The sequence below is a fragment of the Chloroflexota bacterium genome (assembly GCA_026706485.1).
Lineage (GTDB): Bacteria > Chloroflexota > UBA11872 > UBA11872 > UBA11872 > JAJECS01.
This window is the reverse complement of the sequence record JAPOYR010000006.1, coordinates 1-22812: the sequence shown is the minus strand read 5'-3', so window position 1 is coordinate 22812 and position 22812 is coordinate 1. Positions and strand designations below refer to the sequence as shown.

Below are 22812 nucleotides of genomic sequence, written 5' to 3'. Positions count from 1 at the left end.
CTGGGATGTGCGCAGCCGCGCGACGCGCTAGGCTCTGGATAGCTCCACCAGACTGCACGAGTCGCGAATGAACCCGGCCGCCGCCGCGATGCGCCTGCGTCTGTATCTCGACGCGATCAAGTTCGAGCACACAATCTTCGCGCTGCCGTTTGCCTTTCTGGGGATGGTGCTGGCGCAGGACGGATGGCCCGGCTGGCGCACGTTCTTGTGGATCACGGTCGCCATGGCCGGCGCGCGCACGGGCGCCATGGCGGCAAACCGCCTGATCGACGCCCGACTCGACGCGGCGAACCCGCGCACGGCCGAGCGCGCCCTGCCCGCCGGGCGCATGTCCCGCGTCGAGATGCTCGGGTTGGCGTCGGCCGGATTCGCGCTGCTGCACATCGCCGCGTGGCAGCTCAACCTGCTGGCGCTGGCGCTGGCGCCGGTGGCGATGGTCACCGTGACGCTCTACTCGTTCACGAAGCGGTTCACCTGGCTGAGCCATTGGATGTTGGGCCTGGCCGACGGCATCGCGCCCGTCGGCGGCTGGATTGCGGTGCGCGGCGAAATCGGCGCGGAGGCCATCGTCCTGGCGCTGGTGGTGATGTTCTGGATTGCGGGATTCGACGTGCTCTACTCCCTCCAGGACTTGGCGTTCGACCGAAAGCGCGGGCTGCATTCGGTGCCGGCGCGATTCGGCACCCGTCGCGCGCTGCAGATGGCACGGGGATCACATGCGCTCACGGTGGTGGTGCTGATTGTGTTGGGTCTGATCGCCCCGCTGTCGTGGCCCTACTGGGTGGGCGTGGGCCTGATCGGGGCGCTGCTCATCTATGAGCACGCGCTGCTGCGCAACGACCTGTCGCGGCTCAACCTGGCCTTTTTCAACATGAACGGCTACGTGGCGATCACCGCGCTGGTGTTCACCATTGCCGGCGTGTGGGTTGCCTGACCACGGAGGGCCGCGCCCCAGTCTGATCCTGGGCATTTCGGGGGCGACGGGCGCGGTGCTGGCCGACGCGGCAGCCAAGGCGCTGCTGGATCGCGGCGAGAGGCTCGACGTGGTGTGCAGCGACTACGGCGAGCTGATGTGGCACCACGAAATGCAGGAGCGCTTTCGCGACGCCGCCGCCCGCTGGAAGTCCCACGGTGACTTGACGGTGCATCGGCCGCAAGACGTGGCGGCGCCGATCTCGAGTGGCAGCTACCCGGTGCGCGGCATGCTCATCGTGCCGTGCAGCATGGCGACGCTCGGCGCGCTGGCCAGCGGCGCCGGAACGAACCTGCTCCACCGAGCAGCCGACGTGACGCTGAAGGAAAAGCGCCGCCTGGTGATCGTGCCGCGTGAGACGCCGCTGTCGACTATCCACTTGCGCAACCTGCTCACGCTGGCCGAGGCCGGCGCCACGGTGCTGCCGCCGGAGCCGGCGTTCTACCTGCGACCGTCGAAAGTCAGTGAGATCGTGGACGCGCTGGTGGACCGCATGTTGCAGGCGCTGGGAGTGATCGAATCCCCCGCCGACGAGCACCGTTGGGCGTAGACGCGGGAGCGGGGGCGTTGGGTCCGCAAACGAGATGGGCGTGGCTCCCCACCTCCAATACAAGCTTCGCGACCTGCAACCCGATCACCCATGGACATTCGGTGGCAAGATAGGCGCATGACTCGGCTTCCGGTCGACGGCGACCGGCAAATGCGTGAGGAACGGGCGATGCGAGAAATCTGGGAACGCACAAGGGCCAACGGAGATTCGGTATTGGCGACGGTCGCCGGCATCCTCGCGATCGTCGCGCTCATCATTGCCATCAATGCGACGACGGGAATCTCGCGCGAGGCAACCGAGGAGATGATCGACGACGCCGTGTTACGCGTGGCCGATCCGGCTGGCTACACCCAGGCATTCGTGGCGGGGGCCATCACTCGATATGAAGCCGAAGGGCGGGACGCCGCGGTGGCGTACTACAACACCCGGGAGAGCATGGACGGGCCGTGGTACGCCATCATCTACGACGAGGACACCGAAACCATTGCGCATCCCACGCGCAAGGACTTCATCGGCCAGTCCCCCCGCGAGCGTTCGGATATCACCGGCAGGTCCTATGGCGAGGAAATCGCCTCCGCCAGCGAGGACGGGCGCTGGGTGAGCTACGTGTTCGTGAATCCGGCGACGGGCGAGCCGGAGCGCAAGCACACCTGGGTCATCAAGCACGACGGGTTGTTGTTCGCCTCCGGCTGGTATGAGCCCCTCTCGCGCGCGGACGATCCTGCGACCTATACGCAGGCTGTGGTGGCCTCCGCCATCAGTCGCTACGACTCCGAGGGACGCGAGGCGTCCATCGCCTATCACCAATCCACCGAGAGCATCGACGGTCAGTGGTACGTGTTCCTGCTCGACGAAAACGGCTACGTCCTGGCGAACCCGGCGCGACCGGACTTCGTGGGAACCACTCCCGCCGTGCGCTCCGACGTCACCGGCAAGCCCTACGGGTTGGAGGTGGTGGCCGCTGACGAGAACGGGCGCTGGGTGGACTACGTGTTCGTGAACCCGGTGACCGGCGAGCCCGAGCGCAAGCACACCTGGGTGATCAAGCACGACGGCTTGTCCTTCGCCTCGGGCTGGTATGAGCCCATTTCGCGAGCGGACGATCCCGCGACGTTCACTCAAGCGTTCGTCGCCCGTGCCGTCAGCCGCTACAACGCGGAGGGGCTAGATGCGACCGTGGCGCACTACAACACGCCCGAGAGCCTCGAGGGCCAGTGGTACGTCTTCATCTTCGACGAAGACGATCGTCTGCTCACGCATCCCGATCCGAGTCTGCTCGGCGACGACTTGAAGGGTCCCCTGGGAACGGACATCACGGGGCGTGTGTTCGGTCTCGAGATGCTGCAGGCCGACGAGGACGGTATCTGGGTGAGCTACGTATTCGCTAACCCAACAAACGGGCAGCCCCAGGTCAAACACTCCTGGGTCGTGCGGCACGACGGTCTCCTCTTCGGGTCGGGGTGGTACGAGTTCGTCCCAGGCGAGGACGAGCTTCCCGTCTCCGGCGGGGACCAGTTTGCGGCGGTGGTGGTTCCAAGCGGCGGGCTGAACATTCGCAACTAGCCCAACGGGGGCGTGCCGTACGTTGCGCGGGGCGGGGAGCAGCAGTACATGACGGGTGTCTACCAGGACATCTACGGCGTCCGTTGGTACGAGCTCATGGATAGCAACTGGGCCAAGGTCAATACGTGCGTGTCGAATAGGCACCCACGAGGTCCGGCTGGTACGAGGAGTAGGCGAGAGGGCATCCTTGAACCGTCCGGCACGTTGGCCGGGCGGTTAGGAATGGTGGCCCAATGCTGAACGTCGGGATCATCGGCCTGGGCGGCATAGCGCGCTCGCACTGTGAGGCGATCGCCACGCTGGACGACGTGCGGGTAGTCGCCGTGGCCGACCTGCTGGAGGAGCCGCGGCAGCGCTACATGCGCCAATACGACATCCCACGCGGCTACATCTCACACACCGAGCTGCTGCAGGACGACGAGGTCGACGCCGTCGCGGTGGTGCTCGGGCACCAGCTGCACCACCGCCTCACGATCGACTCACTCAACGCGGGCAAGCACGTGCTGGTCGAGAAACCCATGGCCCTCAGCCTGGCCCAGTGCGACGCGATGATCGCCGCCGCCGACGCCAACAATCGCAAGCTCATGGTCGGGCTCACCCAGCACTTCTACCCCACCAGCATCACCGCCAAGTCGATCCTCGACTCGGGCACGCTCGGACCGGTGATCACCGCGGTCTGCTACATGTCCAAGAATTGGAACCATGCGGATCGCCGGCCGCAGTACCGCAGCCGCTTTCACGGCGGCGGCATGTTGCTGGCCAACGGCGTGCACGTCGTCGACCGCCTGACGTGGCTCATGGGCTCGCAGGCCATGTCCGTGTCGGCGGCCGTCGGCACCCACGCGAATTACCAGGCCAGCGACGACTCGAACGTGATCTTCGTGCGCTACAAGAACGGCCGGGCCGGCGTCGCGGTCGCCGTGGGCTTCGCCGACGGCGCGCCGGACTATTCGAGCCACGTCATCTGCGCCAACGGCACTTTGAAGTTCAGCCACCACTTCGAGGAATACGTGCGCGTCGGCAAGGACGACGTGTGGGAAGACGTGCCGTTCACGCACCCGCCCGCCGAGTTCACCGACGAGTGGCGGACCTTCGCCGAAAGCATTGCGCGCGACATTGAGCCGGCCACGCACGGGCCGTACGCGCGTCACATCATGGAGATCCTGTTCGCTGCCGAGCAGTCGGCGATCACAGGCCGTGAGGTCGTGCTGGAAGGCGGCACGGAGTGGACCCACCAAACCAGCGGCACGCCGATTCACCCCGACCACGGGTGGGTCTAGGAAACGCCTTTCGGAAGGCCGCGCCATGAGGCTCGGCGGCTCGCAGGCGGCCTATCGCTGGGTGTCCTATCCCGGCCTGCGCATCGACCGGCCCGAGTTCGGCTTCCGCGGCATGGCGTATCCCTATGGCACCACCACGGTCGGCCCCGTGGGGCTCGACGACCACGTGGATTGGTGGATCGACCGCTGCGTGGAGCACAGATTCGAGGCGCTGCACATGGGGAGCAGCTGGTTTGCCGACACCGAGGCCAGCGCGGCCACCGGCCGCCGCATGGCCGAGCTTGGCATCGAATGGGTCGGCTCCGTCAGCGGCGCCTGGGCCGTCCCTCGTGACGAGTGGCCGCCGGTTCGCGCGGAGGCCGTCCGCTGCCTCGAGATTCTGCGCGCCGGCGGTTGCCACCTCACCGAGATCGTCAACGCCGATCCGCCGGGGCCGCCCGGCCAGCCGGTACCCAACGGCGGCTTACGCTTCGGGCACTTCAGCCGTGAAGTGCCGATGGCCGTCCAGATCGACTGCATGATCGAAAACCTGCGCGACCTCGTCGGCGTCGCGGAGGACCTGGGGATCGTGCTGGCCTTCGAGAACCACATGGACTACCGGATCAGCGAGATCGTGCCGGTGGTCCAAGGCGTCGCGTCGCCCTGGCTGCGCATCAACTACGACTTTGCCAACAGCTTGGCGGTCGTTGAGGATCAGGTCGAGGCCGCCCGTCTCGCGGCGCCCTACGTCGCAATGGCCCACCTACGCGACATGCGCGTGCAGTCCATCACCACCACCGGCGAGCCCAAGTTCTTCCACGCGCCCGTGGGCCACGGCAGCGTCGAGATCGCCGAAATCTTCGCGATCCTGCAGGACGGCGCGCCCGCTCCCGACGCAATTCCCGTCTGCCTGGAACCGCCCTGCCTCCCCGACTACGACCCGCAGCTCTGGGTGCGGCTCAGTGTCGAGTGGCTGGGGGAGCATTGCGCCCAGTACTTCCCCACCTACTTCGACACTGCCGCTTGGACACCAGCCGGCTCCTAGATCGAGGTGGCCGTCGCCAGCGCTATCCCTCGCTCAGCTGCACGTCCAGCACCGCCCGCCGGATCTTCTGATTTGGGAGGGCGTGAGTGCCCATCTCGCGGGTGAAGTCGGAGTGGGAGAACATCACGTGCAGCTTGCCGTCGCGCTGCATGGTGGTGGTGTAGGAGCAGCCGGGGCCGGTGTGGAAGTAGAAGGGCGCCTCCCAGTGGTTGCCCGTGCCGTCGAGGCTCAGCATCACGTGCGTCACCTGGGGGTTGCCGTAGCTGCCGCGTCCTGCCGCGCAGGCCAGGACGCCGTTCGGCAGCACTTCCAGCCGCGGCTTGACGCCCTGCCAACCGGTCGACTCCGGCTCGCTCCACGTGTGGCCGCCGTCGCGTGACCGCGCCTGGAACATCGGGGCGTACGAGTCCGTGCGCATTACGCAAAGAACGTCGCCGTTGGGCAGCACCGCGAGGTCGGCCTCGTCCAGGCCCTCGTCCACTCCGCGGTCGAAGATGCCGTAGACCGGGTTGACCACCGCCGGATCGAACGTCGCGACGGACTTCCAGGTCCGCCCGCGGTCGCTGGAGCGCACGATGAACGTTCCGAAACGGAACTTGCGCACCCGCCCGCTCCCGTCGATGTGCTGCTCGGACTCGGACAGCAGGTCGACCCACTCCAGCGCCACCAGGATGTCCCCGTCGTCCAGCTCCAGGATGCGGGAATAGCACTGGTACGACGCCCGCTCGCGCGGCAGCTCGGGGACCTTGAATGTCCAGTGCTCCAGCTTCGAGCCGTCGCGGGCGTAGCGATGCCAGCGGAATTCCGGGTCCTCCTGCTGGAAGCGCTCGTGCATGTGACCTTGCGAGCGGTCATGCCCCAGGGTGTGCTGCTTGTGGGTGTTGTGATCGACACGGGCGATGGAGCCGTCGCGCAGGAACCCCCACGCGCCCGAGTCCCAGTTCTCGGTCATCCAACCGGTGCGGGGGTCGCGGGTGACCATGGGGAAGTCTCGCGGGGCTTCGGACCACGTCTCGCCGGCGTCATCGGAAAGGTAGGCGCGGGTGGGGTCGCCAAACTTGCCCTCGTCGCCGTGGCGCGACCAGTGAATCGTCATGAAGAGCCGGTCGCCGTCCAGCGGAACGATGCCGGGAAAGTTGATGACCGTTTGGTCCTCTTCGAGCCACGTGTCGATGCGCTCGAGGGTGATGGTGGCAGTGCGGGTGCCGTCGCTGTAGCTGGCTTGGTTGATCATGGCTGCTCCCTACTTTGGGCGGTATGAGCGGTGCTCATGCGGCGTCGGTCGAGATATCGATCACGGCTCGGCGAATGCGCTGCACGGGCAGTCCGTGCGTCCCCATGTCGCGGGTGAAGTCGGAGTCCGAAAAGATCACGTGCAGCTTGCCGTCGCGCTGCATGGTCGTGGTGTAGGAGCAGCCGGGGCCGGTGTGGAAGCAGAACGGCGCTTCCCAGCGATGCCCGGTGCCGTCGATGCTGATCATCACGTGGGTCACCTGCGGATGGCCATAGGCCCCGCGCCCGGAGGAGCACGCCAGCACGCCGTTCGGCAGCACCTGCAGCTGCGGCTTGACCGCCTGCCACCCGGTCGACTCGGGCGCGTCCCAGGTCCGGCCGCCGTCCCGCGACCGCGCCTGCCACAGGGGCGAATAGGAGCCAGTGCGGAGCATGCAAAGGATGTCGCCGCTGGGCAGCTTGGCCATGTGGGCTTCGTCGAACCCCTCGTCCACGGTCCGATCGCTGATCCCGTAGACCGGCTTGACTTCGTCGGGGTCGAACTGGGTCACGTACTCCCAGGTATGCCCGCCGTCAGCGGAGCGCACGATGAAGACGCCGAAGAGGTATTTCCAGACGCGGCCGTGGGCTTCATGGCGCCACCGCTCCTCCGGCAGCATCTTGACCCACTCCATGGCCGCCAGCAGGTCCCCGCTGTCCAACTCGACGATGGGCGAGTAGACCTGGTAGGACCTGCGTCCCCACGGCATTCCGGGCACCTTGAACTTGATTGTCTCGAGCAACTGGCCGTCGCCCGAGGCCCGCTGAAAGCGAAATGTGGGGTCGTCTTGCTGGAACCGGTCGTGCATACGCGATCCGTCGTAGCCCACGTCGTGCTGCAACTGGGTGTTGTGGCCGATGTGCACGATGGTTCCGTCGCGCAGATAGCCGATGGATCCGCCGAATGCGTCGATCTGGCGGCCCGTCATCGGATCCTTGAACGAGAGCGGAAAGTCGTCCGGGGCGGGCTGCCAGGTCTCGCCGTCGTCATAGGACTCCAGGATGCGATTGGGGTCCTCGTCGGCGGTGTGCTCGGCGCCGTGACGCGAGCGCGCGTGGTACAGCACCAGCCGGTCGTCCAGCTCCAGGATTCCCGGGAAGTTCACGATGCTCTCGGCGTCTTCGACCCAGGTGTCGATGCGCTCGAGGGTGACGGTGGCGCTGCGGGTCCCGTCGTTGTAGCGGGCTTGGCGAATCATGCGTGCTCCCTGCGTGGGACGTGACGAGCCGCGCTCATGCGTCGGTGGAGATGTCGATGACGGCCCGGCGAATGCGCTGCACGGGCAGCCCGTGCGTCCCCATGTCGCGCGTGAAGTCGGAGTCCGAGTAGATCACGTGCAGCTTGCCGTCGCGCTGCATGGTCGTGGTGTAGGAGCAGCCTGGACCGGTGTGGAAGTTGAAGGGCGCTTCCCACTGATGCCCGGTGCCGTCGATGCTGATCATCACGTGCGTCACTTGGGGATGACCGTAGGACCCGCGTCCCGAGGCGCACGCGAGCACGCCGTTCGGCAGGACCTCCAGCTGCGGCTTGACCCCGGGCCACCCCATGGACTCGGGCGCGTCCCAGGTCCGACCGCCGTCGCGCGATCGCGCTTGCCACAGGGGCGAATACGCGCCGGTGCGCATCACGCAGAGGATGTCGCCGTTCGGAAGCCTGGCCATGTGGGCTTCGTCGATGCCATCGTCGACGGACCGGTCGGTGATGCCGTAAACCGGCTTGACCTCGTCGGGATCGAACTGGGTCACGTAGTTCCAGGTGCGACCGCCGTCGCCGGAGCGCACGATGAATGTGCCGATGAGATATTTCCAAACGCGGCCGTGGGCCTCGTGGCGCCACCGTTCCTCGGGGAGCAGCTTGACCCACTCCATGGCCGCCAGCAGGTCGCCGTCGTCCATTTCGAGGATGGGCGAGTAGACCTGATATGCCCGGCGCCCCCAGGGCATGCCGGCAACCTTGAACGGAAACCGCTCGAGCAGCCGACCGTCGCTCGAAGCCCGCTGAAAGCGGAACGTGGGGTCGTCCTGCTGGAACTGCTCGTGCATATGCCCCCGGGAGCGGTCATAGCCGTTCTCGAAGTGCATCATCGTATTGTGGCTCATGTGGACGATCGTGCCGTCGCGAAGTCGTCCGGACCCGACGACCCCGAAGTCGTCATTCTTGTGGCCGCTGAAAGAGTCGTAGGTGACGAGAGGGTCGTCGTCCGGTCTGGGCTGCCAGGTCTCCCCGTCGTCATAGGACTCCAGGATGCGATTGGGGTCCTCTTTGTGGGAGTCCTCGGCACCGTGGCGCGAGCGCGCGTGGTACAGCACCAGCCGGTCGTCCAGCTCCAGGATTCCCGGAAAGTTCACGATGCTCTCGGTGTCTTCGACCCAGGTGTCGATCCGCTCGAGCGTGACGGTGGCGCTGCGGGTGCCGTCGCTGTAGCGGGCTTGGCGGATCATGCGTGCCCCCTGTGCGGGACGTGACGGACCGTGCTCACGCGTCGGTGGAGATGTCGATGACGGCGCGGCGAATGCGCTGCACGGGCAGCCCGTGCGTCCCCATGTCGCGCGTGAAGTCGGAGTCCGAGTAGATCACGTGCAGCTTGCCGTCGCGCTGCATGGTCGTGGTGTAGGAGCAGCCTGGACCGGTGTGGAAGTTGAAGGGCGCTTCCCACTGATGCCCGGTGCCGTCGATGCTGATCATCACGTGCGTCACCTGGGGATGACCGTAGGACCCGCGTCCCGAGGCGCACGCGAGCACCCCATTCGGCAGGACCTCCAGCTGCGGTTTGGCTCCCGGCCACCCAATGGACTCGGGCGCGTCCCACGTCCGACCGCCGTCGCGCGATCGCGCTTGCCACAGGGGCGAATAGGAGCCGGTGCGCATCACGCAGAGGATGTCGCCGTTCGGCAGCTTGGCCATGTGGGCTTCGTCGAAGCCCTCGTCGACGGACCGGTCGCTGATCCCATAAACCGGCTTGACCTGGCCCGGATCGAACTGGGTCACGTAGTCCCAGGTGCGCCCGCCGTCGCCGGAACGCACGATGAACACGCCGAAGAGGTATTTCCAGACGCGGCCGTGGGCCTCGTGACGCCACCGCTCCTCCGGGAGCAGCTCGACCCACTCCATCGCCGCCAGCAGGTCGCCGTCGTCCATTTCGAGGATCGGCGAGTAGACCTGATAGGACCGGCGCCCCCAGGGCATGCCGGCAACCTTGAACGGAAACCGCTCGAGAAGCTGCCCGTCGCTCGTGGCCCGCTGAAAGCGGAACGTGGGGTCGTCCTGCTGAAACTGCTCGTGCATATGACCCCGAGAGCGGTCATAGCCGTTGTCGAGGTGAATCACCGTGCTGTGGCTCATGTGGACGATCGTGCCGTCGCGGAGCCGACCGCACCCGCCGCCAAATCCGTCGTTCGTGTGGCCGGTTATCGGGTCGTACGTGTTGAGCGGGTTCTCGTCGGGCCCGGGCTGCCAGGAATCGCCGTCGTCGAAGGACTCCATGCTGCGGGAGGGGTCCTCTTTGTGGGAGTGCTCGGCGCCGTGGCGCGAGCGGGCGAAGGTCAGGATGAGCCGGCCGTCCAGCTCGAGGATTCCCGGAAAGTTCACGATGCTCGCGGTGTCTTCGACCCAGGTGTCGATGCGTTCGACGCGGATCGTCGCGGTGCGCCCGTCGCGGGTGTAGGTGGCCTCGGTGATCATCGGCGCGCTCCCCAGTCAGCCGCCGCGCGCATGCGCGGGCCGATCCCATCTGCGCCCTACCATGCCTCAATTCGTCGCCGCGCGCCGAATCGGGCCATGGGATGTGGATCCGCTATCCGATTGAAGGTGTGGCGCGGCGGTCGGCGGCGGCTGGAAACGCCTATGCCAGCCCCGAGATCGTCCCGTCCGGCGTCACGTCCATGCCCACCGCAAACGGTCGCCGCGGCAACCCCGGCATCGTCAGAATGTCGCCGGTCAGCGGCACCACGAATCCCGCGCCCGCCGACAGCCGCACGTCGCGCACCGTGATGCGGAATCCCTGGGGCCGACCCCGCAGCGACGCGTTGTCGGACAGCGAATACTGCGTCTTCGCCATGCAGACCGGGAACCCGCGCGCCACTCCGCGATCCATGCGCCGCAACCGACGCTCCACACCCCCCGCGTAGTCCACGCCGTCCGCCCCGTAGACTTCGCGCGCGACCGTCTCGATCTTCTCGGTCAGGGTGGCTTCAGGCTCGTACAGCGGCGCGAAGTTGTCGCCGCCGGCCTCCAGCGCGCGCAGCACCTGCCGCGCCAGTGCCTCGCCGCCGGCGGCGCCGTCGGCGAACACGGTGGACTCCGCCGCCGGCACGCCCAACGCACCGGCCGCCTGAATCACCAGGTCCACCTCGGCGTCCGTGTCGCTGGGGAAGCGATTGACCGCCACGACCACCGGCAATCCGAACTTGGCCATGTTCTCCGCGTGCGCCTGCAGGTTCGGCAGGCCCGCGCGCAGCGCCTCCAGGTCCTCGGTATCGAGCTCGCGGCGGTCGGCGCCGCCGTGCAGCTTGAGCGCGCGCACCGTGGCCACCAGGACCGCCAGCCGGGGCCGCAGCCCGCCCGCCGGACACTTGATGTTGAGGAACTTTTCCGCGCCAAGATCGGCGCCAAACCCGGCTTCGGTCACCGCCAGGTCTGCCAGCTTCAGCGCCAGCCGGGTCGCGATCAGCGTGCTGCACCCGTGCGCGATATTCCCGAACGGCCCGCCGTGAATCAGCGCCGGGCCGCCCTCCAGGTTCTGCACCAGGTTGGGCTGCACCGCGTCGCGCAGCAGCACGGCCATGGCGCCCTGCGCCTCCAGCTCGGCGGCCGTGACGTAGGCGCCGCGACCCCGGTCGGCCACGGCGATGCGGCCACAGCGGTCCTTCAGGTCCGCCAGGTCACGCGCCAGGCAGAGGATGGCCATCACCTCGGACGCCGGTGTGATGTCGAATCCGGTCTCCCGCGGTACGCCGCGCGTCCGACCGCCCAGGCCCACGACGATGCCGTGCAGCGCGCGGTCGTTCATGTCCATCACCCGCCGCCACAGCACGCGCCGCGAATCGATGTCGAGCGCGTTGCCCTGGTGCAGATGGTTGTCCAGCATGGCCGCCAGAAGGTTGTGCGCCGAGGTCACCGCCGCGAAGTCGCCGGTGAAGTGCAGATTGATGTCCTCCATCGGCACCACCTGTGCGTAGCCGCCGCCCGCCGCGCCGCCCTTGACGCCGAACACCGGTCCCAGCGATGGCTCGCGCGTGGCGCTGATGGCCCGATGCCCCAGGCGTTGAAGCGCCTGCGTGAGCCCGATCGTGGTCGTAGTCTTGCCCTCGCCGGCCGCCGTGGGCGTGACGGCCGTGACCAGCACCAGGTCACCGTCCGGCGCGTCCCGCCGTGCCGCCATCGCCGCCTGGGTGACCTTGGCCTTGGTGCGGCCATACGTCTCGATCTCATCGCCGGTCAGTCCGACCTGCGCCGCGATCTCCTCGATGGGACGCAGCCTGGCGGCTTGCGCGATTTCGATGTCCGGCGGTTGCGAAGGGCTCATAGGCTCTCCCGCGCTGGCATGCGGCACGACACGATCGGCGCGGATTCTATTAAACCGCAGGCCGTATCGGCTCGCCGATTCCGCTCGTCCTGAGCTTGTCGAAGGACGTGGTTCGACGAGCTCACCACGAACGGAGTCGAACCACCACGAGCCGGGCCAAGTCCCCCGCTGCCGCCGCCGCGCGGTATCGTGCAGGAAGTCCGGCTGGCGCAGGTGAGCGAAGATCGAGCATGAAGGCCGCCTATCTTGAAGGGACCGCCAACATCCGGGTCCGCGAGAGCGCCGTCCCGGCTCCGGCGCCCCATGAGGCGCTGGTTCGCATTCGGTCGGTCGGCATCTGCGCGTCCGACATCCACTACTACGAGCACGGGCGCATCGGGCGCTTCATCGTGGAGCAGCCGCTGATCCTGGGCCACGAGCCGTCCGGCGAGATCGTCGCCGTCGGTACTGAGGTTTCACACCTCGCGCCCGGCGACCGGGTGTCGATCGAGCCCGGCGTCCCCTGCCATGGGTGCGAGCACTGCCAGGCCGGCCGCTACAACCTCTGCCCCGACGTGGTGTTCATGGCCACGCCGCCGGTGCATGGGGCCTTCGCCGAATACGTGGCGCACCCGGCTTCGCGCTGCTTCAAGATTCCCGACGGTATGAGCTACGACGCCGCGGCTCTCATCGAGCCGCTCTCGGTCGGGCTGTACGCCGTCGAGCGCGGTCGAGCCGTCCTGGGAGATCGGGCGGTCGTGCTGGGGGCCGGGCCCATCGGGCTCGTGACCCTGCTGAGCCTGAAGAGCCAGGGCATCGACGCCGTCACCGTCGTCGACGTCGTCGACTTCCGTCTCGAAAAGGCCCGCGAGCTTGGCGCCGAGCGCACGGTCGACGCCCGCGAGGTCGACGTCGCCTCCGAGCTGGCCGACAGCTTCGACGTGGTCTTCGAGACCGCCGGCGCCCCGGCCACGGTGGTGCAGTCGATTGGTCTGGCCGCGCGCGGTGGTCGCGTGGTCCTGGTGGGGCTGAGCCCCGACGACACCGCGCCGATCGACACGAATCACATCATCGACAAGGGCCTAGACGTGGCGGGCGTGTTCCGCTACGCCCACACCTGGCCCAAGGCCATCGAGCTCGTGGCCTCGGGGCGCGTCGATCTGGAACCGCTCGTCTCGGCCCACTACCCGCTCGACGACGTGCAGGAAGCCATGGACTTCGCCCGGTCGCGCAAGGACGCCTGCATCAAGGTCATGGTCGAGCCCTGATGCAGCCGCTCCATCTCGGTCCAGCCCCCCTCTGTCATTCCGGCCCCCTTTGTCATTCCGAGCGCAGCGAGGAATCCAGAGTCCCCAACCTCGGCCGCCCCGGCCGCCGCAGTCTGCGCCCATGAGCGTCCTTGACCGCTTCCGACTCGACGGCCGCCGCGCGCTGGTCACCGGCGGCGGCACCGGCATCGGCAAAGGCCTGGCGCAAGCGCTGGCCGAGGCCGGCGCCGACGTCGCCGTGTGCGGTCGCACCGAGGAGACCCTTGAGCGCACCGTCGCCGAGATCGAGTCGCTCGGCGTTCGCTCCAAGGCGATCCACGCCGACGTGACTAGTTCCGATCAGGTGCGCGCCGCGGTGCAGGCCGTGGTCGACGAATGGGGCGGCCTGGACATCGCGGTCAACAACGCCGGCATCACCACCTGGGTCGACGCCGTGGACATGCCCGAGGACGACTGGGACCGCGTGCTCGACACCAACCTCAAGGGCGTGTTCCTGTGCTCGCAGGAGGCCGGCCGCGTGATGATTTCGCAGGGGCGGGGCGCGATCGTCAACGTGGCCTCGATCTCGGCGCAGATCATCAACCGCCCACAGCAGCAGGCGCACTACAGCGCATCGAAGGCCGGCGTCGTTCACCTCACGCGCGCATTGGCCGCCGAGTGGGCGGAGCACGGCGTGCGCGTCAATGCCGTGAGCCCCGGCTACACCCGCACCGAGATGGTCAACGCGCCGCACATGATCCCGGCCCGGCCGATCTGGACGCGCGACACCCCGATGGGCCGCATGGCGGAGATCGAGGAGATCCAGGGAGCGGTGGTCTTTCTTGCCAGCGATGCCGCGGCCTATGTGACCGGCCACGACCTGGTCGTCGATGGCGGCGTCACCGCCTGGTGAGCGGTTTCGGCTGAGATGTCCGCGCCCCGCTTGATGCCCCAATGACCGACGACCTGCTGCTGGGCCTGGACCTCGGCACCACCAGCGCGCGGGCGGTGCTCGTCGCGCGCTCCGGTGAGATTCTGGCCACCCACGCCGCCGAATACCCCATGGACACCCCGCGGCCCGGCTGGGCCGAGCAGGATCCCGACGCCTGGGAACGGGCGGCGGTGGAGGCGCTCGGCGCGTGCGTCCGGGCCGCGCCCGACCATTCGGCCATTCGGGGGATCGGGCTCACCGGCCAGATGCACGGCGCGACACTATTGGACAAGCGCGACCAGTCGATCCGGGCGGCCATTCTCTGGTGTGACCAGCGAACCGCCGCGCAACGGCAGGCCATCGAACGCGAGATCGGGCTGGCTGAGGTCATCGCGCGCACCGCCAACCCGCCGCTGGAAGGCTTCACCGCGCCCAAGCTGCTGTGGGTGCGCGAGCACGAGCCCGATTCCTACGCCCGGATTCGACGCGTGCTGCTGCCCAAGGACTTCATTCGCCTGCGTCTCACCGGCGAGGCCGCCGCCGACGTCGCCGACGCCTCGGGCACCGCGCTGTTCGACGTGGCCAAGCGCGAGTGGTCGGACGCCATGACGCGCGACCTGGAGATTCCCCGGGAGTGGCTACCGCGCGTGGTCGAATCACCCGAACCGGCCGGCGCGCTGACCGTCGCGGCGGCAGAGGCCCTGAGCCTGCCCGCCGGACTGCCCGTTGCCGCGGGCGCGGGCGACCAGGCCGCGGGAGGGGTGGCGGCGGGCATCGTCGCCGCGGGCGATGCGCTCGTAACCATCGGGTCGTCGGGCGTGGTATTCGTGGCCGGCGACTGGCCACGAATAGATCCCGCCGGTCGCGTGCACACGTTCTGTCACGCATTGCCGGGGGCATGGCACGTGATGGGCGTCACCCAGGGCGCCGGAATTTCGCTGCGGTGGGTGCGCGACACGCTGGGCGCGCCGGACGCGGGAGACGGTGATCCCTACGACGCCTTGACCAGCGAGGCGGCAGTCTCGCCCGCCGGGAGTCGCGGGCTCGTCTGGCTGCCGTATCTGCAGGGCGAGCGCACGCCGCATCTGGATCCCAACGCGCGCGGCGTGCTCTTCGGCCTCACGACGGCCCATGGGCGCGGCGACGTGGTCCGCGCCGTGCTCGAAGGCGTGGCGTTCAGCCTGCGCGATGGACTGGAGATCATCCAGGAGCTCGGCCTGCCCGCGCGCCGGGTCAAGATCGCCGGGGGCGGCGCGCGCAGCCCGCTCTGGCGGCAGATCGTGGCCGACGTGCTGGGCCTTCCGATCAGCCTCGAGCCCGAGGACCGCGGCCCGGCCTTCGGCGCGGCTCTCCTGGCGGGAGTTGCGGTCGGGGTGTACGGCTCGGTCGAGGAGGCATGCGCGGCGACGGCGTCTCAATCCCAAAAGGTCCCGCCGGACGCGGGCACCCACGCCGTCTACGAGGCGACCTACCGCCTATACCGGGACCTCTATCCGGCGCTCGCGGGTTCGTTTGCTGAGGTTGCGTCGCTGCAGGAATGACCCTGCCCCAATCTACAGGCCCCAATCCGTTCGCCCTGAGCCTGTCGAAGGGAGTAACGAACGGATTGGAGCAAGGGCAAAGGCCCCGAAACGTCGCCCTTAGACCAGGCGCAGCTCGACCGTGCGCGTGCGCGGGCCATCGCACTCGACGAGCAGTACGTCCTGCCACACGCCGACCTGGAGCCGACCGTCGACGATCGGCACGAGCAGTTGATGACCCAGCAGGGCGGCGCGGACGTGCGCAGCCGCGTTGTCCTCCGACCCGCGGTTGTGGGCGTAGGAGCCGCGCCAAGGCACCAGTTGCTCCAGCGCCCGGGCCAGGTCGTCGAGCAGTCCCGGTTCTGGTTCGTTCAGCGTCACGGCGCAGGTGGTGTGCGGGACGCTGACCAGCAGCAGGCCGTCCGCGACGTCCTGCGTGTCGAGGGCCGCCTGGATCTGCCGGCCGATTGGGTGCACGGACGTTCGCGCGGCGGTGGCGACGCGCAGCGTGGCCGGCCGCACGTCAGGCGTCCGCCGATGGCGGCGTGCATCCGCTGGGGGACAACTCACGCCAGCCGGACCCCAGCGCCAGCCGGGCGGCGTCCACCAGGTTTCGCGCCGTGGCCACGCCCGGCGGGGCGTCCGATCCGTCCCGCGCGAGCCACACCACGGGCATGCCACAGCGCCGAGCGCCGTCGACGTCGTTCACGAAGTCATCGCCGATGAGCACGCAGTCGGCAAGATCGGCGCCCACAGCAGCGGCGGCGGCGGCGAAGATGCGCGGGTCGGGCTTCTCGGCGCCGACGGCGGCAGAGAAAACGATTGGGTCCAGGCGGTCGCCGAGTCCAACCTCGTCGAAGACCAGCGGCAGCAGGTAGCTGAAGTTGCTGAGGACGGCCGCGCGCACGCCGGCCGCTCGCACTAGGTCGATGGCCGGATGCGCGTCGGGAAGCACGCGGCTCTCGAAGGCCGCCGCCAGCTCGTCGGCGACGTGGTTCAGGTCGAGCGGAACCGCACCAGTGTCGCCCAGCGCATCCAAGTACACCCGGGCGTCCTCGATGCGAAGCCGTTCCAGATCATCGGCCGTGCGCACGGAGGCGTAGTGCGCCTTGTAGTAGCGCATCTCGGCGTGCAACGCGTCGTCGAGGCGCGCGCGCGGCAGGTCGACCCCCGCCCGCTGTAAGGCGCCGGCCATGTAGTCGAACGGCGAGGGGTCGTCCGGGAAGTGGATCAGCGTGCCGTAGGCATCGAAGAACACGGCCGCCGGGAGCGAGGTGGTCACAGCGGAACCTACCACCCGCGACCTCGGGACCTTTGCGAAATGGCGTGTGGCAAAGGATGGCCGCGAGGACTCCATTCACCCCCCAGGTTCAGTGAAGGGTGGATTCCCGCCTTCGCGGGAATGACGAAGGGGGCAAGCGTCTCGGATCCTCCGGGATGAGCATGGTCTCCGCCAGGGTGGGATGATGGAAGCGCTTTCGTCGGGATGGCGTTGGCCGTGACCGGGCCACCGGTGCTCGAGGCCGCGGCGTCCCGCCTTTGAGGGTGCTTTCCATGCCTCCGAAATCGACCGCCGCCGCTCGCTGGCGCGACGCCCTCCGCACGAATCCTGACTACGTCGTCTACGTTCCCGCCGACGACGACACGCCGGAGCACGACACCGGGCCGCGTCCCGACGGGCCGTGGGACAACGGCAACACCCACTTCATCGTCACGGTCACGACCACGGGAGCCTTCCTGGCCACGTGGACCCAGGCCGGGGACCACTTCCACGGCGTGAATGTGCGGATCGTGACGGCCCGCAGCGAGGACCGCGGGCGCACCTGGAGCCGCCCCACCGTGGTCGAGGCGCCGCCGGACGACTCCGGCAAGGTACCAGTGTGGTCGGTGCCGGTGGTGGTGCCGCATAGCGGTCGCGTCTGGCTCTTCTATCACCGCAACACCGGGCCGGTGGACTTCGACCGCGGGATGACCGGCGTGCTGTCCTGGCGCGTGTCGGACGACGACGGCGTCACCTGGGGCGAGCGGCACGACGCGGTCATCGGGCGCGGGGCCATCGACGATCCCGACCCCGCCATGCTCAGCAGCTGGGTGCCGACCGGCTGGCAGGCGCCCATCGTCAATCGCCGCGGCCAGGTGATCTGCCCGATGACGCGCTGGGCATCCAACCACTATCAGCGACAGTTCGAGACGGTGACGCCGGAGATTGGCTTCAACTTGCGCCATCACGAGGGCTGGTTTCTGCGCTTCGACAATGTGATGACGGTGGACGACCCGGCGGACCTGGTGGTCACGACCTGGCCGGACGCCGATCACGGCATCCAGGTGCAGCATCCCCGCGACGCGCGCATCAGCTGCGCCATGGAGCCGTCCATCCAAAACCTCTCCGACGGCCGCATCCTGGCCGTGATGCGCACCATGACCGGCTGGATCTGGTATTCGGTGTCCGAGGACTACGGCGAGTCGTGGTCCGAGGCGGCGCCCCTGCGATTTCAGCCCGGCGGACCGCCCATCCCGCACCCCTCGTCGCCCTGCCCGCTACACAAGCTGCGCGACGGTCGGTTTCTGCTCTTCTTCCACAACAATGACGGCACCGCGCATGGGGCCGACGGACCCGGCGACGGCAAGGCGCGCCGACCCGTCTGCGTCAGCGTGGGACGCGAGATCGACAACCCCGGCGGTCAGCCGCTGGTGTTCGGGCGTCCCCACGTGCTGGCCGACAACGAGTACGCCGTCCACTCGGTGACCGGTCGCGGCGGGGGCATGCCCCTCTACGGCAGCTTCACCGACTACGCCGGCGAGCAGGTGCTCTGGTATCCCGACAACACGACCTATCTGCTCGGCAAGCGGCTGACTGAGGAGGTCCTCGACGACGCCTGGCTGCCGCGCTAGGCCGCTGAGTCCGGGCGCCTTCCACCACAGATCCATTCGCCCCCGTATCGAGTACGGGGCAGGCTCTGAGCCTGTCGAAGGGCCGTTCATGGTTCGACAGGCTCACCACGAACGGCAGGCGAGCGTCCCCCTTCTGTCACTCCGAGCGCAGCGAGGAATCTAAGGGGCCGGCAAGTTGGCACAACGCTTGCCGTCGCCTCGGGGCAGTCACCCCTCAGCCCGTTAGGTTGGCGTCTCTGCAGCGTCCAGCTCCGCGATGGCCGGAATCAGCCCGCCCAGATCGTCGATGATCGCGTCGGGCGTGACCGACCCGAGGCCGGGTGCGGAGTCGCGGCGCAGCCAGATCGCCCGCAGGCCCAGCGCCTGCGGCGCGCGCACGTCGATTTCCAGGTCGTCGCCCACCATCACCGCGTCGGCAGCCGGGACGTCGAGACGGCGCAGCGCCTCGCGGTAGGCCACCGGATGCGGCTTCATCCAGCCGGACTCGGTGCTCAGCACCAGGGCGTCCACCAGCCGCAGCAGATCGAACGCGCGCAGGCGCTCGACGAGCAACTCCTCGCCATGGATCAGGTTCCCCACGACGGCCGTGCCCACGCCGGCCCGGCGCAGCAGTTCCAGCGTGCGGACGGCGAGCGGATCGACGGTCATCCGCGCGTAGTGCGGCCCGAAGTACAACGGCAGCAGCAGGTCGATGAGCTCGGACGGCGGCTCGATGTCGAAGCGGTCGAGGACTTCCAGGAAGGCCCGCCGGGCGTCCGGCACGGCGCACTCACCCTGGTAAGACTCGATCAGCGCCTCTTGCAGGGTTTCGCCCAGCGGATCGGTGAGCTGCTCGGCGGTCGGCGCGACCTCCGTCAGCCGCCCCAACGCCTCGGCAACCTGCGCCGCGCCCTGGCGGTTGCTGGGAGACCCGACCAAGGGCTCCTGCGTGACCAAGGTATCGCCCAGATCGAACAGCACACCCCGAATCGCCATGCCGCGAGTCTAACGAGCGGCGCGGTCTGAGCCACGGTCCGTGGGTTCCGTCCGCGGCGGTTCCATGTAGGGGCGTCCCTAGTGGGCGCCCGACGCCTCGGCCGCGCCGGGTGTGCCTCCGGTCCCTTCTCCCCCGGCGGGAGAAGGTGAGGATGAGGGGGCGCTCGCCTCGGCGCGTCGGTTCGGCCTTCTGGCGCAACCTACCTGTCATTCCGAACGAAGGCGAGGAATCTAAGGACGCTGTGCCGTCCCTTTGCCCCTTAGACTCCTCGCTGCGCTCGGAGTGACATGTGGAGGCGCTCGGAGTGACATGGCGGGTGATTCGGGCGCGGGCTGCGGGCCTGCACTCCGGCGCAAGGCCGGAATCACGGGCAATTCAGCGGCGCACGTCGGGAGTGCGCGGCGCGGTCGCCAACCTGGAGGCCCGGGGTTTTTATACACGTTCGGGGTTTAACTTCGACGGCGAACTAAAGACCTGGGCATGCGCTCTGAAATCTTGCGCGCCCCATGTGTCATTCCGAGCGCAGCGAGGAATCTAAGGCGCAGAATCACCGCCCCGAGGCCGTCGCTACCTGGAAGCCGGGTCATAACCATAGGCGCTTAGTCGATCCCGCGCCGCCCGGCGCTCCTCGTCGCTGAACAGCGGCGCCCACCGCTCCTGCACCACAAGCGCCTCCATGGAAATGTCCAGCCGTCCAAGCTCCCACAATGTGGTCAACCCCGACTGCGCCATGGGTCCGCTAAGCAATCGCTTGGCCGTCCCCACCCCGCCATGCTTATGGACCATTTGCCGGAAGCGGGTAGGCCGGTAGCCGAGTTCGGCAGCGGCCTGATAGATGTCGAGCATGGCCCGGTGGAACTCACCTTTGAGGCTCGCCGTCATCCTTCGCTCCATTTTGCCGCCACCCTTTTGATGGCCATGCTCTTCGGCGGCTCGCGCTGCGTGCGGCGTGAGACTGGACCCCGGTCAGCCCGGATTCCCTGCTATCTAGGTGTGGACGATCGAATGTGGCAAATCACGTGGATCTAGTCTTTGCCTGCCCTCGTGCGGGTATCAAAGATCGTAGCATCTCGAATCGGAATTCCCCGAAGGCTTTCGAGGTGTCCTGTGAATTCGTCAATCACTAGTGCCACCAGATCGAATATCTCCTCAGAACTATCTTTCCTGAGCCTCAGATTTAGATCGAATCTATGGACTACACCGTGACGAAACTCAATCAATCTTGTAAGCTCGTCTTCTAGCCTAGGCAATCGATCGCCGAGTCTCTTGCGTTTGCGAAGAATCGACCACACATCAACATTCAACCATTCGTTATATGCCTTATGTATGCCCGCGATGCTCTGAAAGCTATACCAGTTTGCAACGATGTCCTCCAGGGATTTAGATCCGTCCCGAATTGCAACGACATTAGCAATGTCCACTTTACGATTCTGATCCAAGAGATTCGTTTGGGCGTTCTTATCATATTGGAGCAGAATCTTGAATGAGTTTGAAAAGAAGTGTTCCAACGCTGCAACCGCAAACGGAACGAGGGCATTGTAGACAACACGCGCTGGATCCAAGCGCGACAATGGTTCAAGGTCGGTCTCCGCCAGCTTCTCAAAAGTCTCGTTCGGCTCTGGAAGTGCATACTTTACAGCTGAGATTCTCTCGCTTACGTACTCGTACGATAGATAAATCCCTCGAGCTACAGCATCTCGTGGATCTGGACCGATTGGCGTATACCTATTCGTACCGTACCAGTCATTTGTGAATGAGCCGCCGAATCGTCTGCGGGCCGATCGAATCACTTCATTCTGCTTGTTCTTGTCACCGATGCTTGCCGACGCCCGAGTTCTAGTGTGCAACGCCCAGGTTGACTGCGAGAAGTTCTTTCGTTCCTTCTCACTAGTCAGATATACAGTTGCTTCGACACCGTCGAAGGAGGTGTAGTCGACGGGCTCGAACCAATGGAAGTGTTTTGATCCAGCGGGCCAATTCCAAAGATGCTTCGTGGGTTGGAAGTTCGAAGTGCGGAGGTGATCGCACAGAGACGATCTTGTCACAGATGGCGGATAGAGGACAATCTCGATGCTCATGGGATGCGCTCGCTGCAGATTTGATGTGGAGATACGGCTGGTCTACGGCCCATCAGGCTGTGGAGGACTTGTGACACGCGATGGATCCAAAGATGGTGCGTTGAAATAGTAGGCCTCATAGCGAGACTATGGTCTCTGTGTCGGCCACTGCGAGAGCATTCATGTAGGCGAGGATGAGGTCTTTGGTGCGGTAGCGGCCGTTGAATTGGGCTTCGTCTTCGCGGCGGACGATGGGGAAGGTGTCGAGGACGTAGGCGGCGTCGGCGCGGTCGAGGCCGTAGAGGTGGAAGTAGAGGGCGTCGAGGCGGGCGCGGAGGTGGCGGCGCTCTTCCTCGTCCCAGGTGAAAGGCGGGCCGCCGTAGCCGAGGTCGCGGGCGAAGGGCTCCATGTCGTGCGCGGTGTAGGTGAGGCGCAGGACGTGGTCCCGCACGAGGTCGGCGGCGGTGACCCCGCCGAAGCGACGGTCGTAGGCGTCGGGGGCGATGACTGGGAGCTGTTCGACGATGAACCAGTTCAAGTGTTGCCCTTGGACCTTCTGTCTGGCGATGAAGTCAAACGCGAACGAATTCATGCAAGCGACCCAGAGGCAAGCACTCTCTCGATAGTCGTGGACGTCTGCGGGGTCGGGGATCAGAAGCGGCAAGGTGTTGCCAACGCCCGAGCGCGGCACGATTGACGCGATCATGGTGCGGACGTTTGTCGGAGCGGTGACGTCCTTGAAGCCGACTGCCCAAGCCAGTTCTTCCGGCCATTCAACGGCCTTTTCGTCGATCCAGAACTGCGGATCGGGCAGCCAGTTGGGATTGGCGTGCTCTTCGGGCGTGGCTTCGCGCGGATGGGCGGGGCGGTTCAGGTTCTCGGGGTTGACGACGACGCTGGAGGCGCGGTGGTCGAAGGCTTGGACCATCTTGCCCTCGTAGAGCGGCACGTACGCCTCGGCGCCTCGGTTCCAGCGGTTGCCCTGGACCGGATAGCACCCCTCGTCCTCGAGCTGCGCCGCGG

At 67.1% G+C, this 22812-nt stretch carries 20 protein-coding genes; 9 read left to right on the top strand and 11 right to left on the bottom strand.

Translation table 11 applies throughout. The features are described 5' to 3' along the window. Positions 1 to 67: 67 nt before the first annotated feature. From ubiA to OXG79_04830, 5 genes are all read left to right on the top strand, one after another. Positions 68 to 934 (top strand): putative 4-hydroxybenzoate polyprenyltransferase, encoded by an 867-nt coding sequence (gene ubiA, locus OXG79_04850; GenBank protein ID MCY3783096.1) that lies wholly within the window; start codon positions 68 to 70, stop codon positions 932 to 934. Beyond that, positions 927 to 1523: a UbiX family flavin prenyltransferase gene (locus OXG79_04845; GenBank protein MCY3783095.1), complete on the top strand. Its 597-nt coding sequence runs from the start codon at positions 927 to 929 to the stop codon at positions 1521 to 1523. Before ubiA ends, OXG79_04845 begins: the two co-directional genes overlap by 8 nt. A gap of 117 nt (positions 1524 to 1640) precedes the next feature. After that, on the top strand, positions 1641 to 3086 hold the full coding sequence (locus OXG79_04840) for a cache domain-containing protein (protein ID MCY3783094.1): 1446 nt from the start codon (positions 1641 to 1643) through the stop codon (positions 3084 to 3086). 233 nt (positions 3087 to 3319) lie between these two features. Continuing rightward, the gene (locus OXG79_04835) at positions 3320 to 4366 is read left to right on the top strand and encodes a Gfo/Idh/MocA family oxidoreductase (GenBank protein MCY3783093.1); all 1047 of its coding nucleotides are present in this window, start codon (positions 3320 to 3322) and stop codon (positions 4364 to 4366) included. Between the two features lie 25 nt (positions 4367 to 4391). Beyond that, positions 4392 to 5390 carry a TIM barrel protein gene (locus OXG79_04830; GenBank protein MCY3783092.1) on the top strand — a complete coding sequence of 333 codons (999 nt, stop codon included), beginning with the start codon at positions 4392 to 4394 and terminating at the stop codon, positions 5388 to 5390. A gap of 22 nt (positions 5391 to 5412) precedes the next feature. Here OXG79_04830 and OXG79_04825 read toward each other — a convergent pair whose 3' ends face one another. From OXG79_04825 to OXG79_04805, 5 genes are all read right to left on the bottom strand, one after another. Beyond that, on the bottom strand, positions 5413 to 6624 hold the full coding sequence (locus OXG79_04825; protein ID MCY3783091.1) for a sialidase family protein: 1212 nt from the start codon (positions 6622 to 6624) through the stop codon (positions 5413 to 5415). A gap of 34 nt (positions 6625 to 6658) precedes the next feature. Next, a complete protein-coding gene (locus OXG79_04820) occupies positions 6659 to 7861 on the bottom strand; it encodes a sialidase family protein (protein ID MCY3783090.1) in 1203 nt (400 codons plus the stop codon). A gap of 34 nt (positions 7862 to 7895) precedes the next feature. Beyond that, complete coding sequence (locus OXG79_04815; protein MCY3783089.1) at positions 7896 to 9104, bottom strand: sialidase family protein; 1209 nt, start codon at positions 9102 to 9104, stop codon at positions 7896 to 7898. A gap of 34 nt (positions 9105 to 9138) precedes the next feature. After that, positions 9139 to 10344: a sialidase family protein gene (locus tag OXG79_04810; GenBank protein ID MCY3783088.1), complete on the bottom strand. Its 1206-nt coding sequence runs from the start codon at positions 10342 to 10344 to the stop codon at positions 9139 to 9141. A 160-nt stretch (positions 10345 to 10504) separates the two neighbouring features. Then, positions 10505 to 12187: a formate--tetrahydrofolate ligase gene (locus OXG79_04805; protein ID MCY3783087.1), complete on the bottom strand. Its 1683-nt coding sequence runs from the start codon at positions 12185 to 12187 to the stop codon at positions 10505 to 10507. A gap of 230 nt (positions 12188 to 12417) precedes the next feature. On the opposite strand from OXG79_04805, the gene OXG79_04800 reads away from it, so the two are divergent. The 3 genes from OXG79_04800 (at position 12418) to xylB (ending at position 15885) form a co-directional block, all read left to right on the top strand. Next, on the top strand, positions 12418 to 13434 hold the full coding sequence (locus OXG79_04800) for an NAD(P)-dependent alcohol dehydrogenase (protein MCY3783086.1): 1017 nt from the start codon (positions 12418 to 12420) through the stop codon (positions 13432 to 13434). A gap of 121 nt (positions 13435 to 13555) precedes the next feature. Beyond that, positions 13556 to 14326 (top strand): SDR family oxidoreductase, encoded by a 771-nt coding sequence (locus tag OXG79_04795; protein MCY3783085.1) that lies wholly within the window; start codon positions 13556 to 13558, stop codon positions 14324 to 14326. A 41-nt stretch (positions 14327 to 14367) separates the two neighbouring features. Next, complete coding sequence (gene xylB, locus OXG79_04790; GenBank protein MCY3783084.1) at positions 14368 to 15885, top strand: xylulokinase; 1518 nt, start codon at positions 14368 to 14370, stop codon at positions 15883 to 15885. A gap of 99 nt (positions 15886 to 15984) precedes the next feature. Here the strand turns inward: xylB and OXG79_04785 are convergent, their stop codons facing one another. Both OXG79_04785 and OXG79_04780 read right to left on the bottom strand, forming a co-directional pair. Then, on the bottom strand, positions 15985 to 16386 hold the full coding sequence (locus tag OXG79_04785; protein ID MCY3783083.1) for a secondary thiamine-phosphate synthase enzyme YjbQ: 402 nt from the start codon (positions 16384 to 16386) through the stop codon (positions 15985 to 15987). 1 nt (position 16387) lies between these two features. Continuing rightward, complete coding sequence (locus tag OXG79_04780; protein MCY3783082.1) at positions 16388 to 17146, bottom strand: HAD-IA family hydrolase; 759 nt, start codon at positions 17144 to 17146, stop codon at positions 16388 to 16390. Between the two features lie 272 nt (positions 17147 to 17418). On the opposite strand from OXG79_04780, the gene OXG79_04775 reads away from it, so the two are divergent. Further along, positions 17419 to 18756 carry a sialidase family protein gene (locus OXG79_04775; protein MCY3783081.1) on the top strand — a complete coding sequence of 446 codons (1338 nt, stop codon included), beginning with the start codon at positions 17419 to 17421 and terminating at the stop codon, positions 18754 to 18756. A 222-nt stretch (positions 18757 to 18978) separates the two neighbouring features. On the opposite strand, the gene OXG79_04770 is transcribed toward OXG79_04775, so the two are convergent. The 4 genes from OXG79_04770 to OXG79_04755 form a co-directional block, all read right to left on the bottom strand. Beyond that, complete coding sequence (locus OXG79_04770) at positions 18979 to 19731, bottom strand: HAD family hydrolase (GenBank protein ID MCY3783080.1); 753 nt, start codon at positions 19729 to 19731, stop codon at positions 18979 to 18981. A gap of 568 nt (positions 19732 to 20299) precedes the next feature. Continuing rightward, positions 20300 to 20614, bottom strand: coding sequence for a hypothetical protein (locus OXG79_04765; GenBank protein ID MCY3783079.1), 315 nt, complete (start codon positions 20612 to 20614; stop codon positions 20300 to 20302). Positions 20615 to 20757: 143 nt separating this feature from the next. Continuing rightward, positions 20758 to 21810, bottom strand: a complete 1053-nt coding sequence (locus tag OXG79_04760) for a hypothetical protein (protein MCY3783078.1) — start codon at positions 21808 to 21810, stop codon at positions 20758 to 20760. Between the two features lie 115 nt (positions 21811 to 21925). Continuing rightward, positions 21926 to 22812: restriction endonuclease (locus OXG79_04755; protein ID MCY3783077.1), on the bottom strand; the 887-nt coding region annotated here is incomplete at its 5' end.

Bases quoted from the DNA above. Each gene is read 5' to 3' on its own strand.
- OXG79_04795 (MCY3783085.1), top strand. From the start codon at position 13,556: ATGAGCGTCCTTGACCGCTTCCGACTCGACGGCCGCCGCGCGCTGGTC.
- OXG79_04830 (MCY3783092.1), top strand. From the start codon at position 4,392: ATGAGGCTCGGCGGCTCGCAGGCGGCCTATCGCTGGGTGTCCTATCCC.
- xylB (MCY3783084.1), top strand. From the start codon at position 14,368: ATGACCGACGACCTGCTGCTGGGCCTGGACCTCGGCACCACCAGCGCG.
- OXG79_04815 (MCY3783089.1), bottom strand. From the start codon at position 9,104: ATGATCCGCCAAGCCCGCTACAGCGACGGCACCCGCAGCGCCACCGTC.
- OXG79_04770 (MCY3783080.1), bottom strand. From the start codon at position 19,731: ATGGCGATTCGGGGTGTGCTGTTCGATCTGGGCGATACCTTGGTCACG.
- OXG79_04805 (MCY3783087.1), bottom strand. From the start codon at position 12,187: ATGAGCCCTTCGCAACCGCCGGACATCGAAATCGCGCAAGCCGCCAGG.
- OXG79_04840 (MCY3783094.1), top strand. From the start codon at position 1,641: ATGACTCGGCTTCCGGTCGACGGCGACCGGCAAATGCGTGAGGAACGG.
- ubiA (MCY3783096.1), top strand. From the start codon at position 68: ATGAACCCGGCCGCCGCCGCGATGCGCCTGCGTCTGTATCTCGACGCG.
- OXG79_04765 (MCY3783079.1), bottom strand. From the start codon at position 20,614: ATGACGGCGAGCCTCAAAGGTGAGTTCCACCGGGCCATGCTCGACATC.
- OXG79_04775 (MCY3783081.1), top strand. From the start codon at position 17,419: ATGCCTCCGAAATCGACCGCCGCCGCTCGCTGGCGCGACGCCCTCCGC.
- OXG79_04800 (MCY3783086.1), top strand. From the start codon at position 12,418: ATGAAGGCCGCCTATCTTGAAGGGACCGCCAACATCCGGGTCCGCGAG.
- OXG79_04825 (MCY3783091.1), bottom strand. From the start codon at position 6,624: ATGATCAACCAAGCCAGCTACAGCGACGGCACCCGCACTGCCACCATC.
- OXG79_04760 (MCY3783078.1), bottom strand. From the start codon at position 21,810: ATGAGCATCGAGATTGTCCTCTATCCGCCATCTGTGACAAGATCGTCT.
- OXG79_04835 (MCY3783093.1), top strand. From the start codon at position 3,320: ATGCTGAACGTCGGGATCATCGGCCTGGGCGGCATAGCGCGCTCGCAC.
- OXG79_04810 (MCY3783088.1), bottom strand. From the start codon at position 10,344: ATGATCACCGAGGCCACCTACACCCGCGACGGGCGCACCGCGACGATC.
- OXG79_04820 (MCY3783090.1), bottom strand. From the start codon at position 7,861: ATGATTCGCCAAGCCCGCTACAACGACGGGACCCGCAGCGCCACCGTC.